The 13185-nt window shown below is 51.5% G+C and carries 9 protein-coding genes; 2 read left to right on the top strand and 7 right to left on the bottom strand.

What is annotated here, in order from left to right:
- Window positions 1-184: 184 nt before the first annotated feature.
- Window positions 185-1378 carry an IS256 family transposase gene (locus MKX63_RS08600; RefSeq protein WP_341016497.1) on the bottom strand — a complete coding sequence of 398 codons (1194 nt, stop codon included), beginning with the start codon at window positions 1376-1378 and terminating at the stop codon, window positions 185-187.
- A 540-nt stretch (window positions 1379-1918) separates the two neighbouring features.
- Here MKX63_RS08600 and MKX63_RS08595 point away from each other — a divergent pair.
- A complete protein-coding gene (locus MKX63_RS08595) occupies window positions 1919-2968 on the top strand; it encodes an LLM class flavin-dependent oxidoreductase (protein WP_341016495.1) in 1050 nt (349 codons plus the stop codon).
- A 126-nt stretch (window positions 2969-3094) separates the two neighbouring features.
- Here the strand turns inward: MKX63_RS08595 and MKX63_RS08590 are convergent, their stop codons facing one another.
- The 4 genes from MKX63_RS08590 to MKX63_RS08575 all read right to left on the bottom strand — a co-directional run bounded on the left by MKX63_RS08590 (window position 3095) and on the right by MKX63_RS08575 (window position 7042).
- Window positions 3095-3583, bottom strand: a complete 489-nt coding sequence (locus MKX63_RS08590; protein ID WP_341016494.1) for a cysteine hydrolase family protein — start codon at window positions 3581-3583, stop codon at window positions 3095-3097.
- 150 nt (window positions 3584-3733) lie between these two features.
- A complete protein-coding gene (locus MKX63_RS08585) occupies window positions 3734-4588 on the bottom strand; it encodes a carbohydrate ABC transporter permease (RefSeq protein ID WP_341016493.1) in 855 nt (284 codons plus the stop codon).
- Window positions 4578-5561 (bottom strand): carbohydrate ABC transporter permease, encoded by a 984-nt coding sequence (locus tag MKX63_RS08580; RefSeq protein ID WP_341016492.1) that lies wholly within the window; start codon window positions 5559-5561, stop codon window positions 4578-4580. The genes MKX63_RS08585 and MKX63_RS08580 overlap by 11 nt, the downstream gene beginning before the upstream one ends.
- Before the next feature lie 62 nt (window positions 5562-5623).
- A complete protein-coding gene (locus MKX63_RS08575; protein ID WP_341016491.1) occupies window positions 5624-7042 on the bottom strand; it encodes an ABC transporter substrate-binding protein in 1419 nt (472 codons plus the stop codon).
- 337 nt (window positions 7043-7379) lie between these two features.
- Here MKX63_RS08575 and MKX63_RS08570 point away from each other — a divergent pair, with 337 nt between their 5' ends.
- Window positions 7380-10034: a cation-translocating P-type ATPase gene (locus MKX63_RS08570; protein ID WP_341016490.1), complete on the top strand. Its 2655-nt coding sequence runs from the start codon at window positions 7380-7382 to the stop codon at window positions 10032-10034.
- Window positions 10035-10116: 82 nt separating this feature from the next.
- On the opposite strand, the gene MKX63_RS08565 is transcribed toward MKX63_RS08570, so the two are convergent.
- Both MKX63_RS08565 and MKX63_RS08560 read right to left on the bottom strand, forming a co-directional pair.
- Complete coding sequence (locus MKX63_RS08565; protein ID WP_341016488.1) at window positions 10117-11943, bottom strand: APC family permease; 1827 nt, start codon at window positions 11941-11943, stop codon at window positions 10117-10119.
- A 256-nt stretch (window positions 11944-12199) separates the two neighbouring features.
- Window positions 12200-13141: a metal-dependent hydrolase gene (locus MKX63_RS08560; protein WP_341016487.1), complete on the bottom strand. Its 942-nt coding sequence runs from the start codon at window positions 13139-13141 to the stop codon at window positions 12200-12202.
- Window positions 13142-13185: the final 44 nt, after the last annotated feature.

Below are 13185 nucleotides of genomic sequence, written 5' to 3'. Positions count from 1 at the left end.
TACACGCCGCGTCCGGTCCAATTGTAATCGGTTTTTCGATTACATTTCACCTTCGCGCCGCGTCCGGTGGTAGCGTCAAGAAGTTTGTGTAAGAGAGTAGAAGTACCTCCCCCGGGTTACGGGTTGGGGTGCAGTGTTTCTGGGGGGAGGGGGAACCCCGACCCCCAGAAACTGGATTTCTCTGCTACGCCTCTTCCGGTGCGGGTAAAGAGGGGTAGCGTGTTTCGAATAGCTCTTTTAGCTTCTTTTTAACGGCATCCATGCCAAAGCCTTGGGCGACCCGCCCTGCATGACGTTCATTGTATTCCAGCATCTCCAGGTACACGATTTTCTCTGCCGCATCCATGTTCGTCAGACTGTTCATCGGTTTCAGACGCTTGCGGATTTCCTTGTTCATCCGTTCGATGGGGTTCGACGTGTAGATCGCTTTACGGATCGATTCCGGATACTTGTAGAACGTCAGGAGTGTGGATAACTGTTCCTCCCAGGACCTCATTTCCTTCGGATATAGCTTGTTCCACTTCGCTTTGACCGTATCAAAGTTAGCCCGGGCTACCACTTCATCCGGTGCGGTATATACGGTTTTCAACGCTTCAAGGACATCAGTTTTGTGCTCCATCCGGATTTTAGGGAACGTGGCCCGCACTTTGTGCACTACGCAATGCTGTACATCTGCCTGAGGATAGGTCTCTTTAAACGCCGCATCCAGCCCCGGTAGTCCGTCAAACACACCCAGCAGGACTTCCTGCGCTCCGCGGTCGTACAGGTCTTTGAGTACCTCCCGCCAGCCATTCGAACTCTCTTGGCCGCCCACGTAAAACCCGAGAATTTGACGCTGTCCCTCCTCGTCAATCCCCATCGCAAAGTAGACCACTTCGCCACGGACCGTGCCCCGTTTCAGCTTCACGTACAGCCCATCCAAGTAGATCACGGAGTACCGTTTGCTCAGGGGCCGTTTCTGCCACTGGTGGATATCGTCCAGCACCGTAGCCGTAATATTGCTGACCGTGGTGGGGGAGTAGTGGCTGCCAAACATACTTTCAATGAACCGGGCCACATCCCGCGTGCCCATGCCCGATTTATACATTTGGATGACAGCCTCTTCTAACCATCCGTCCCGCCGCTGGTACGGCTCAAACATCTGCGTCTGGAAAAGGCTTTGGCGGTCCCGGGGCACCTGAAGATCCTCGATATGGCCGTATTTCGTGTGTAAGTCTCGCGTATAATAGCCGTTACGACTATTACTGGCACCCGCTTCTTCACTGTCCATAAACCCCTGGATTTCGGCGCGCAACAGGCGTTCCATGTTGTCTTTCACAAAATCTTTAACAAGTTTTTCAAATAGATTATTCAGAGAACTTTCGGGTAAAATATTCATTGGTAGGGTTCCTCCTTGGTGGTTTCGCAATCCCGAGGATACCCTACTTTTTTGGTGTCTGACTAGACTCCAAATCTTGGTACACAACTTACTTTACGCCATCCGTCCGGTCCAATTGTAATCGGTTTTTCGATTACATTTCGCCTACGCGCCGCGTCCGGTCCCATTGTAATCGGTTTTTCGATTACATTTCGCCTTCGCGCCGCGTGCGGTTCAATTGTAATCGGTTTTTCGATTACATTTCACCTTCGCGCCGCGTCCGGTCCCATTGTAATCGGTTTTTCGATTACAATCGCCTACACGCCGCGTCCGGTTCAATTGTAATCGGTTTTTCGATTACATCCGCACACGTCCCCACGTACTTGTCCAGTGTGTTCGGTTTTTCGCATACATCGGCGCGTCCTGCTAATCACGGAGTCTTCCGTATATACTAATAAAAATCATCCATTTCACTTACTAAAGTTGAGAAACATTAAAAAGTATAGTAGAATGATGACATGAAGAAAGGGGCGGATCATTATGGCCGAGGATAAGAAAATTATGGAAATTGGGATAAGTACGTTTTTGGAGACTACACCGGACCCGGTGACAGGGCAGACGATCAGTCATGCAGAACGGCTGCGGGAAGCTGTCGAGGAGATCGTGCTCGCTGATCAGGTGGGCCTGGACGTATATGGAATAGGCGAGCATCACCGTAAGGATTATGCAGGAAGTGCCCCGGCTGTAATCCTCGCCGCAGCGGCAGCGACAACCAAGCGGATTAGACTGACCAGTGCGGTCAGCGTCTTATCTTCGGATGACCCGGTGCGGGTTTACCAGGATTTCGCTACGCTGGACGGCCTCTCGAACGGCAGGGCAGAGATTATGGCCGGACGCGGTTCGTTCACTGAGTCCTTCCCGCTGTTCGGTTACAGTCTGGAGGATTACGATGAATTGTTCGAGGAGAATCTGGAGCTGCTGCTGGCGATCCGCGCCTCCGAGAAGGTCACCTGGCGCGGCGGGCATCGTCCTGCAATTCACAATCTGCCGGTCTATCCCCGTGCTGTTCAGGACCCGCTTCCGGTCTGGGTCGCCAGCGGCGGCAATCCCGAATCTGCCGTGCGGGCCGGAACACTGGGTCTGCCCATTGCCTTCGCCATTATTGGCGGAATGCCGGAGCGGTTCGCTCCGCTGGTGAACCTGTACAAGGAAGCAGCAGCACGCGCCGGGCATAATCCGGACAAGCTGCAGATTGCCACACACTCCCATGGCTTCGTAGGTGAAACTAACGAACAGGCCGCGGCCTTGTTCTACCCTTCCACCCAGGCCCAGATGAATGTCATCGGACGCGAACGCGGATGGGGCGGAACCTACAACCGCGCAGCCTTCGACGATGCCCGCAGCTTACGCGGCGCCCTCTATGTCGGTGACGCAGAGTATGTCGCCGAGAAGATCATTCTGCTGCGTAAGAATCTCGGCGTGACCCGGTTCTTCCTGCATGTGAATGTAGGCTACATGCCGCACCGTGAGGTCCTGCGCGCCATCGAGCTGTTGGGCACCAAGGTGGCCCCTATCGTGCATGCAGAGTTAGCCCGTGCTGAGGGGAAATAACTGCACGCAAGCACAGCACAGCATACCCAAAACACCTCAAGGCCCATTCGGCGCCGGAGGTGTTTTTGCTCACATCATCTGAAGCTTCCTATCTTATCTTCGTATCGTCCGGCTTTCCTTCTCCAGTTAAGATTGAACCAGGGCCTGAATCACAGGATAAGAAATCAGATTCCGGTCTCTGTAAGCCGCCGTGATTACATCCTTGTGCGAGCTTAGAATCCCATTCTGCAGCAGCACCGCCTTAATTCCCCTCTCGGCAGCACCGTTATACGTGAACAGAACACAATGCTCAGCGGCATAGCCGGAGAGGATCAGCAGATCGATGCCCTGCTCCCGCGCAAGCTCCTCCAGATCCGTCCTCCAAAAGGCGTTCGAGTATTCCTTCTTCACATTGAAATCCGTCTCCTGAACCTCGACTCCAGGGATAATCGCGAACCTCGCTTCCTCAGACGGCTGCATGCCCTCAATATCCTGAATATGAATAACGGCATGTCCCTTGGCGCGCAGCAGTCCCGAGACAAAATTGATATACTCGCAGGCGCGGTCAATTTCCTTCTGCTCTACCCCGCTTACATGGACCTCTTGCAGGTCGATAATTAACAATCCGATTTTCACTGCTGCTTCCCCCCTATCCGTTGATCCTTCCACCTTACCTGATGCCGGATGTTCATTCAACCCGCCGCACACAAAAAACTGCAGTAGAATGTTCCACCGGAATGGACCTTCTCTGCAGTATGGTTTGTCTTCACAGCTATCCTGATCCGGTTATTCTTTGACTCCGCCCAGTGCTACACCTGCGATAATATAACGGGACAGCAGGAAGTAGACTACGAACAGCGGCAATGCCGTCAGCGCCAGCCCCATGTAAATCGAGCCGAAGGAGGTCTTGTATATATCCCCCCGGAGCAAGCTGACCATGATCGGCATCGTGTACTTCTCCTTCTGAGTAAGGAGGATTAACGGCATAAACAAGTTGTTCCAGTTGCCCACGAAGGCGAAGATGGCCTGCGTTGCGACTGCCGGAACCATCAGCGGCAAGATGATGCGGTTAAAGGTTTTGAACTCACCGGACCCGTCCACGCGTGCTGCTTCCACAATCTCAATCGACAGTGTGGCCAGCAGATACTGGCGCATAAAGAACACTACAGCCGGCGCGGCAATTGCAGGAAGAATCAGTGGAAGGAAGCTGTTCGTCCAATGAATTTTATACATAAACTGATAGAAACCAATGGCACTTGCCTGAGAGGGAATCATCATTACACACAAAATAAAGGTAAAGAATGCCCCGCGCAGCTTCCAGCTATAAGTCACTAGACCATACGCCGCAAGGGATGAGAAATAGACAGTCAGGAGAGTGGCTGAAGCCGAAATAATAAATGAATTCATGAACCCCTGAATCGGATCGAAGCTCTTTTCGAGCAGCACCCGCAGGTTGTCCATCATATGCGTTGAAGGCAATAGCGAGAGACCTGCTTGAATTTGTGCCGAAGAGCGGGTGGCGTTAACAAACATGATCCAAAACGGTAAAATGCTGAGCAACGCCAGGCTGATACAAACGATATAAATAATCGTTTTATTGATCGTCCGGGTGACATTTCCGCCTTTTTGATTATTGTCCATGTGCTACGCCCCCCTTTTGGCTGCTCTTGGTGGATTTCCGGTGCATTTTTTCGATTTTTTTAAGTCTGGCCGCGTCACGGTCACGCATTAGATAGAACACAAATGCGGACAATATCCCCGAAATCAGGAACATAATCATACTCGCAGCAGCTGCACGGTTGTACAAATAGCTTCCTTTAAAGGCTTGCCCATAAATGAACATGGAGGTGGTAAGCGTAGAGTCATCCGGTCCGCCTGCAAGGAAGAGCTGCGGAATATCAAACATAGTCAAGCCACCGACCATCGATGTAATCAGCGTGAATAACATAATGGTACGTAAACTTGGCAGCGTGATCCGGAAGAACGTCTGAACTCCGTTTGCACCGTCAATCGCCGCAGACTCGAAGAGCGCAGGATTGATCCCCATAACACCTGCGATAAGGATGATCATGGTGTTTCCGTACCACATCCAGAACTGGATGAATGCCACAATGCCCCGCGCTACCGTCTTATCCTGAAGGAAGTAGATTGGAGCGTCGGACCAGCCCATCATTTGAAAAAAGCTGTTTACCGGACCCATCGGATAGCCAAACAGAGTGCTGAACAGCAAGGCGATGGTACCCGCAGTAATAACATTTGGCATGTAGAGCAGAACCTTGAAAAAGCCCTGTCCCCTAATTTTAAGACGCTGGTTAGTGAACCATGCAGTGAGTAAGAGCGCAAGAAGGATCTGAGGAACGAAGTTAAGGAACCAGAGCAATCCGGTGTTAATTAGTGATTTCCGGAAAGAGGCGTTACTAAAAAGCAAATCTTTGAAATTCTGAAAAGGATTATCCAAAATATGTATTGGTTTTGGTATTAATCCCTGCAAATCCGTGAACCCGATGAATGCGGTGTATAAAATAGGATAGAGTGAGAAAATCAGAAATGCCAAAACAAACGGAAACGTAAAAATATAGCCAAATTTAGAGTAGTTCACACCTTTGCGGCGCATGCTCTCACCCCTTTAGTTGATATGAAGGGGCGGGATGACTCCCCCGCCCCTTCGTTTAATTTTTATTCGCTATCAATATTAAGTTGGTCTTTGACTTGCTGTTTGAAGGTTTCGATTGCTTTATCACGGGTCTTATTGCCTGCCGTATATTCGCGTACTTGATCACGCCAGAGCTTGTTGATCGTTTCGTCGAATGCAGTCAAGTTCTTACCGGAAGCATTGGCATTCGCCGGAACAAAGATATCGAAGATGTTCTGTCCGCCAACGAGTTCCAAGTCACCCTTGGACTTGTCCATGACAACGGAGGAAGCAACGCTGTCCTTCGCGCCTTGCTCGCCATCTTTCAACGTTCCGTTAGCCCAGTAGTACTGGAGTCCGGTTTCAGTGGTATCGAGCGTTACCCACTTGATAAAGTCTGCAACCGCCTTTTTCTTGGCTTCGTCCTTGACTACGTCTTTGTTAGCGAGCAACCAAGTGCCTCCCCAGAAGAATCCTGTTGGGGATTCAGTAACTGCCCAGTCACCCTTTGTATCTTTGGCATGTTCGCTTAATGTATAGTTAATGAGCCAAGCCGGACCGAAGAATCCGAAGACTGGTTTTTCGCCAGTGCCGTTCATATCAGCGAACCAGGCTTCTTGCCAATCTGTCGTATCGTTGTAGTAGTTATTGTCTTTAAGCTTCTTAGAGAGATCAAGGAATTCTTCACGCTTCGGATCGATATGCAGCTTGCCATCGACAATCCAGCCTTTATCCGAGCTGTTTTCGATCGCGTGCCAGATATCGCCGTCACCGGAAACTGCAGCATACCCTTTAGCTTTCAGCTTCTCTGCTGCACTGAAGAATTTATCCCAGCCTGGACCCACCTCATCCTTAATCTTAGCCGGGTCATCTGTTCCAAATACATCCTTGGCAAGCGAGCGGCGATAGATAAAGGCTCCGCCTGTGGCCTGATAGCCGAGACCTTTCAGCTGTCCGTCAGTGCTGCTGCCAATATCTACAGAGTACTGGGCAATGCCTGCATCCTTAACCATTTGATCAGTAAGGCCCAGGTCCGCATAGTTGGCTGCAAAAGTGGATGCATCACCTTGTGTATATTTGAGTACGAATGCGCCTTCAGTAGCATAAATATCAGGTGCATCTTTGCCGCCGGCAGCTAGAGCCTGGTCAAGCGCAGGCTGATATGCGCCGTCTGTAGTTGCAACAATCGTAGTTTTGAACTCTACATTTGCCTCGGGATGGATTTCCAAATACTTCTTAGTCATGTTCGGAATTTCATCGGTGAAGCTCCACAGATTGATCGTTACCTTCTCACCGCTACCTGCATCAGGAGCTTTGGTTGCCTCTGCCGCATTCGATGCCGGAGCCGTTGTTGCAGCTGCGCCGGACGAGCTATTACCTGAGTTCCCGCCGCAGCCTGCCAGAGCAGATGACATTACGAGTACTGTTGAGAGCCCCGCTAAAACACGCTTCATACTTTTCATACTTTGCCTCCCCTTTTATATTCATCCTCGGTTTTATGTAACCGCCTTCATATTATAGTGCCTGTCCCTCTCCGGCATAAGGAACCCTCATTGGGAAAAATACCACTTTTTATGGGTTTTGCTCTAAAAGTACAAAAAAAGACGCCTGGGCATGGCCCTTAGCGTCTCTGGTTCCGCAACACTATAACTATTTTCTTTGATTTTATACAAAAGCCGCCCTTTGGGGTATAAGTAATTAGCCGCCCGGGCTGAAAATCTTGAAACTTGTCATACTATATAACGTAAATTTGGACCATACAGACTAAAGAATAACTAACGGGAGAGGAGCTTGTACCTGATGGAATATTACCGCCGCCATATATCAGACACCCTGGAAGAAGTCGGCAGTTCCGCAAGCGGGCTTACGTCTGCTGAAGCAGAGAACCGGCTGGCCAAGGAAGGCTACAATGAGTTGAAGGGCAAAGCGAAGGACCCGCTATGGAAGCTGTTTCTGGAGAATTTCAAAGATCCTATGGTCATTGTGCTGCTCATCGCGGCTACCGTTCAGATCGTAATGGGACATATTATGGAATCCGTCATCATCTTCGTGGTGCTGATTCTGAATGCTGTTATCAGTGTGGTGCAGACCCGGAAGGCGGAGAGCTCACTGGACGCCCTGCGCAAAATGTCCGCACCCGAAGCCAAGGTCATGCGTGACGGGGCCTTACTGTCGATTCCGGCAAGGGAGCTTGTCCGGGGAGACATCGTCTTCCTGGAGGCTGGTGATTATGTGCCTGCGGATGGACGGATTATTGAATCCGGGAGTCTGCGGATTGATGAGGGCATGCTGACCGGCGAATCCGAAGCCGTGGAAAAGCATACTGACCCGATCCCGCAGGAGGCTCCGCTGGGTGACCGGCGCAACATGGCCTTCAGCGGCTCACTGGTCGTCTATGGACGGGGAACTCTGGTGATTACAGGAACGGCACTCGGCACCGAGCTCGGAAAGATCGCCGGGCTGATCGAGAGTGCCGAAGCCAAACAGACGCCCCTGCAGCGCAAGCTGGAGAGCTTCGGCAAAAAGCTGGGGATCGCCGTCCTGCTGCTGTCGGTGCTGATCTTCGCTATTCAGGCCGCACGCGTCTGGCTCTCGAATGACACGGTGGACACCACCGAAGCCATCCTGAATGCCCTGATGTTCGCTGTTGCAGTAGCCGTCGCCGCTATCCCCGAGGCGTTGTCTTCTATCGTAACCATTGTACTCTCCGTGGGCACGAACAAAATGGCCCGTCAGCATGCAATTATCCGTAAACTGCCTGCTGTAGAGGCACTGGGATCAACGAGCGTCATCTGTACGGACAAGACCGGAACGCTGACCCAGAATAAAATGACGGTTGTCGATTATTTCCTCCCCGGAGGCCCGAAGGAGCAGTTCAAGCTGAAAGCCGATGACTGGTCGGAAGAAGCCCGCAAGCTGCTGCATATCGCCGTACTCTGTAACGACTCCAATATTAATGAAGAAGGCAAGGAGCTGGGCGACCCGACCGAGGTAGCACTGATTGCCTTCAGTAATAACAAGGACAGGGATTACCGCGAGATCCGCGATAACTTCCCGCGCGAGGCCGAGCTGCCGTTCGATTCGGAGCGCAAGCTAATGACCACGCTGCATACATTCGAAGGACAGAAAGCCCTGCTTACCAAAGGCGGCCCGGATGTTCTGTTCAGCAGATGCTCCCATGTCCTGCTGGAGGGCCAGGAGGTTCCGCTGACGGCGGAGGTCCTGGAAAACTTCAATGAAGCGAATGAACAGTTCTCCAGCAGAGCGCTGCGCGTGCTTGCTTATGCCTATAAGAACGTGCCGGACACGGTGACTGAGGTGGGCCTTGACGATGAGCATGACATGGTTCTGGTCGGCCTGTCGGCGATGATTGACCCGCCGCGCGAGGCCGTATATGGCTCTATTGCGGAGTCGAACAAAGCAGGTATCCGCACGATTATGATCACCGGGGACCATAAAACCACCGCCCAAGCCATCGGCCGCGACATCGGGCTGATGGCGGAGCATGAGATCGCCGTTACCGGTCAGGAGCTGGATGCCATGTCCGACGAAGAGCTGGACAGCAGGCTGGAGCAGATCGGCGTGTATGCCCGCGTCTCCCCGGAGAACAAGATCCGGATTGTCCGGGCCTGGCAGCGCAAAGGCAAAATCACCGCCATGACCGGTGACGGCGTCAACGACGCCCCGGCCCTGAAGCAGGCGGATATCGGGGTTGCGATGGGCAGCGGTACCGATGTCGCCAAGGATTCGGCGGCTATGATCCTCACCGATGATAACTTCGTATCCATCGTCAACGCAGTGGCCGTTGGCCGGACAGTGTTCGATAACATTAAGAAGGCAATCGCCTATCTGTTCGCCGGCAATCTGGGTGCGATCATCGCCATCCTGTTCGCCCTGATCTTCGACTGGATCAATCCGTTCACGGCGATTCAGCTGTTGTTCATTAACCTGGCGAATGACTCCCTCCCGGCGATTGCGCTGGGTATGGAAAAGGCCGAGCCGGATGTAATGAGCCGCAAGCCGCGGGACATCAGCGAAGGCATTTTTGCAGGCGGGATGATGCAGGCAGTGATTACCCGCGGTCTGCTGATCGGGATTGCCGTGATTATCTCCCAGTATATCGGGCTGCTGCATTCGGATGAGATGGGGATTGCGATGGCCTTCACCACGCTGATTCTGGCGCGCACCCTGCAGACCTTCGCGGCCCGCTCCAACAGCCAGACTTCTGTGCAGGCCGGATTCTTCAGCAACAAATATGTAATCGGCGCAGTCATGATCTGCTTCGCCTTCTATGGCATCGCGGTCCTGCCTGGTGTCAGAGAGATCTTCTCGATCCCTGCCTCCTTCGGGCTGAACCACTGGCTGACCGCCACCGGTCTCGCCGTGGGTGCTGTCATTGTGATGGAGCTGGCGAAGCTGATCCGCCGTCTGCTGCCTGCGAAGCAGGCTGCTTGAGCCAAGCTAACTTAACGAACCTTAATAACAGCAAGAAGCCTGCACGCCCGGTATAGAGGGGGGCAGGCTTTTTTACAATCCATCACTTCTTCAAATGATAAGGCACTGTAGTGACAATCACATCGCTACGGAACAGCAGACGGGCGCGTATCAGCAGACTCGATTGATTATGAAGGATATTATGCCAGCCTTTCTTCGGAATGAACTGTGGAATAATTACCGTCACCCTATGGTTCAGCTCTGCGGCCTTCCAATTTACTTTATCAATAAACTTGGTCAATGGCTGTACGATGCTTCTATAAGGAGTATATAGGGTTACTAACCTTACGTCCGGCTGCCACTTTCTCCACTTCTCCTCGAACACCGCTTCATCTTCCCGCTCGAAGGGCACGTAGACGGCTATAATCTGCTGCGGAGACAGCGACTTGGCATATTCCAGGGAGTTCATTACGACATGAGTGATTCCGGCAACCGGCACGATAATCACATTGCCTTCAATCTTGATCGTTTCCTCACAGGTCGTAATTCTAAGCTGGTCCGCAATGGCCTCATAATGCTTATGAATCCGGTGGAACACCAGGAGCAGAATCGGCAGGAAGACAAATACCGGCCATACCTGAGTAAACTTGGTCATGAAGAACATCATTGTCACCACGAAGCTGATTAGAGCGCCAACCGTGTTAATGATGAACTTTTGCACCCAGCCTGCTGGCTTTTCCCGGAGCCATTTCACCATCATCCCGCTCTGCGACAACGTAAAGGGAATGAACACACCTACAGCATATAAAGGAATCAGCTGCTCTGTTTTCCCCTCAAAGACATAAATCAGAAGCATGGACAGAACACCCAATATGATAATGCCGTTGGAGTAGCCCAGCCGGTCCCCCCGCATAGTAAACATTCGCGGAATGAATTTATCCTTGGCAAGGTTCACAGCCAGTAGTGGAAAGGCGGAATAACCGGTATTGGCAGCCAGTATCAAGATTAATGCAGTCGTTCCTTGGATAAAATAGTACATCGCATTCCGGCCAAAGGTTTGCTCGGCAATTTGCGACACCACAGTGACGTCAGCGCGGGGTGCAATCCCGTAATAATAAGCTAACACCACAATGCCTGAGAACATGACAGCCAGTAACACGCCCATGGCGATTAAGGTTTTGGAGGCGTTGGACGCTTCCGGGCTTTTGAAATTCGGTATGGCATTGGAAATCGCTTCAACCCCCGTTAACGCAGAGCTCCCGGAAGAAAATGCGCGCAATAATAGAAATAGGCTTATTCCCGCTACAGGAGTACCCAGCGAGGTATGCAGCTCTGCCGGAACGTTACCTGACAAGATGTTGTACAGACCTGTACCAATAAGGATGAATAAGGCCAGGACGAATAAATAGACCGGATAAGCGAGGACGGAGGCAGATTCCGTTACTCCTCTTAAGTTCAAAATCGTGATCAGCAGAACAAAAGCAATGGCGATCACCACTTTATGCTCATGCAGGCTTGGAAACGCTGAGGTGATAGCATCCGTACCCGCCGAAATACTTACAGCAACCGTTAGAATATAGTCAACCAGCAGCGAACCGCCAGCAATTAACCCCGGGTACTTGCCCAGGTTCTCCTTGGACACCACATAGGCGCCCCCGCCGTGAGAATAAGCAAAAATAATCTGCCGGTAGGACAGAATGAGCGCGGTCAGCAGGATCAACACACCCAGTGCTATCGGGATCGAATACCAGAAGGCGGCTGCCCCAACCGTAACCAGAACAATCAGTATCTGCTCCGGCCCGTAAGCCACGGATGACAGTGCATCAGAAGACAGTATAGCCAGTGCTTTCTTTTTATTTAACTTTTGCTCTCCGAGCTCACTGGACTTTAAGGGTCTGCCAATTAAAAACCGTTTTACAAATGAAATCACTCAGTTTCACCACTCGCTTGTTATTTGTAGGACACAACAAAAACACCACAGAAGACTATTCTGTGGTGTTCAACATATCATGTCCGGCATTAATATAGCGTTAAGGAATATGCAAGAACATTAAGATTGCATTAAGATATTGGAGCTGGCTGGTCGACCCATAGCCTCTGCTTGTTCACCTTCTGGTGTATCCCAATCCAGTTTTTGAATAAGTGCTTGAGTATCTTCCACGCACTGCCTCCTACTTTGCAATAGTCTATTTCCTCTGTTCTACTGCCCACGCTCCATCCTTATAGATGAAATAACGGGAATTTCCCTCCTGGTCGCGTGCAACAATCTCTCCGGTAAGCCCTTGTCTGCTCTCCTCCAGCACTTCCAATGAAGCTTCATCTTCAGCAGAGGGCATCCGGTACACGTACTCCAGCCCGTCTTTTCCCGAATTGCTGCGTACAACGTCACCCTTCGCGGCAAAGATCAGATTAACCTCCAACCGGATGCCGCCGCCCGGGACAGGCAATATTCCAAGGATTCTGCGCTGGGAGTCGATGACGTCAAGCCCCATTTTCCAAAAATCCGTAAGCCCTTGAACCTGATAATCCCCAAGCGGATGCACCTGTACGGCGGCCTCTGGAGTTAGCGTGAATTTACGCGGAAGCCCTTGCTCCAGCTGCATCAGCATGGCAAGCTTAAGGCCGAGATACAGGACAATACACACAGCACAGGCTGCACTCAGCACCCGTCTCCTGCCCAATGGCACCGGAAGCACAAAACTCATAACACCCACCAACATAGGCACCCACACCGTAGGATCACCGAGGTAGATTAATGGCAGGGTGTAAGCTTCGCTGGACAGAGGATACACCAAATGCACCCCATGTCCCAGAGAGTCTACCAGAATATGCCCCAGCACACTCCCCGCCAGACATAGATATAACTGAATGTACGAATATTTCTTGAGTAGCAGCTTGAATAAGAACACGATTGGTACCATGACCAGCCCCATGACGACAATGGAATGCGACCAAGGAGACACATACCTGTTCCCCAAGAGATCCGGCACAATTCCCAGGAATGAGGCCAGTCCGAGCAGAACCACTTTTTCCTTAAAAGATATCGCCTTGCGCATAAGCACAATCGATACAACAAAACTGCCTGTAAGCAGATGTGTCATCACATGCATTGCCAGTATAACCGTCACCTGTAGCCCTCCACTTTGCTGCTCTGAACAGCCAGACGTTCCCC

Origin of the sequence: Paenibacillus sp. FSL R7-0179 (assembly GCF_038002265.1) — a bacterium.
Taxonomy (GTDB): Bacteria; Bacillota; Bacilli; order Paenibacillales; family Paenibacillaceae; genus Paenibacillus_AQ.
Note: the sequence above shows the minus strand (reverse complement) of the source record. Positions and strands in the feature narration are given on the sequence as shown.

Coding starts and splice junctions, on each gene's coding strand:
- MKX63_RS08600 (WP_341016497.1), bottom strand. CDS start 1,378: ATGAATATTTTACCCGAAAGTTCTCTGAATAATCTATTTGAAAAACTT.
- MKX63_RS08595 (WP_341016495.1), top strand. CDS start 1,919: ATGGAAATTGGGATAAGTACGTTTTTGGAGACTACACCGGACCCGGTG.
- MKX63_RS08585 (WP_341016493.1), bottom strand. CDS start 4,588: ATGGACAATAATCAAAAAGGCGGAAATGTCACCCGGACGATCAATAAA.
- MKX63_RS08580 (WP_341016492.1), bottom strand. CDS start 5,561: ATGCGCCGCAAAGGTGTGAACTACTCTAAATTTGGCTATATTTTTACG.
- MKX63_RS08575 (WP_341016491.1), bottom strand. CDS start 7,042: ATGAAAAGTATGAAGCGTGTTTTAGCGGGGCTCTCAACAGTACTCGTA.
- MKX63_RS08570 (WP_341016490.1), top strand. CDS start 7,380: ATGGAATATTACCGCCGCCATATATCAGACACCCTGGAAGAAGTCGGC.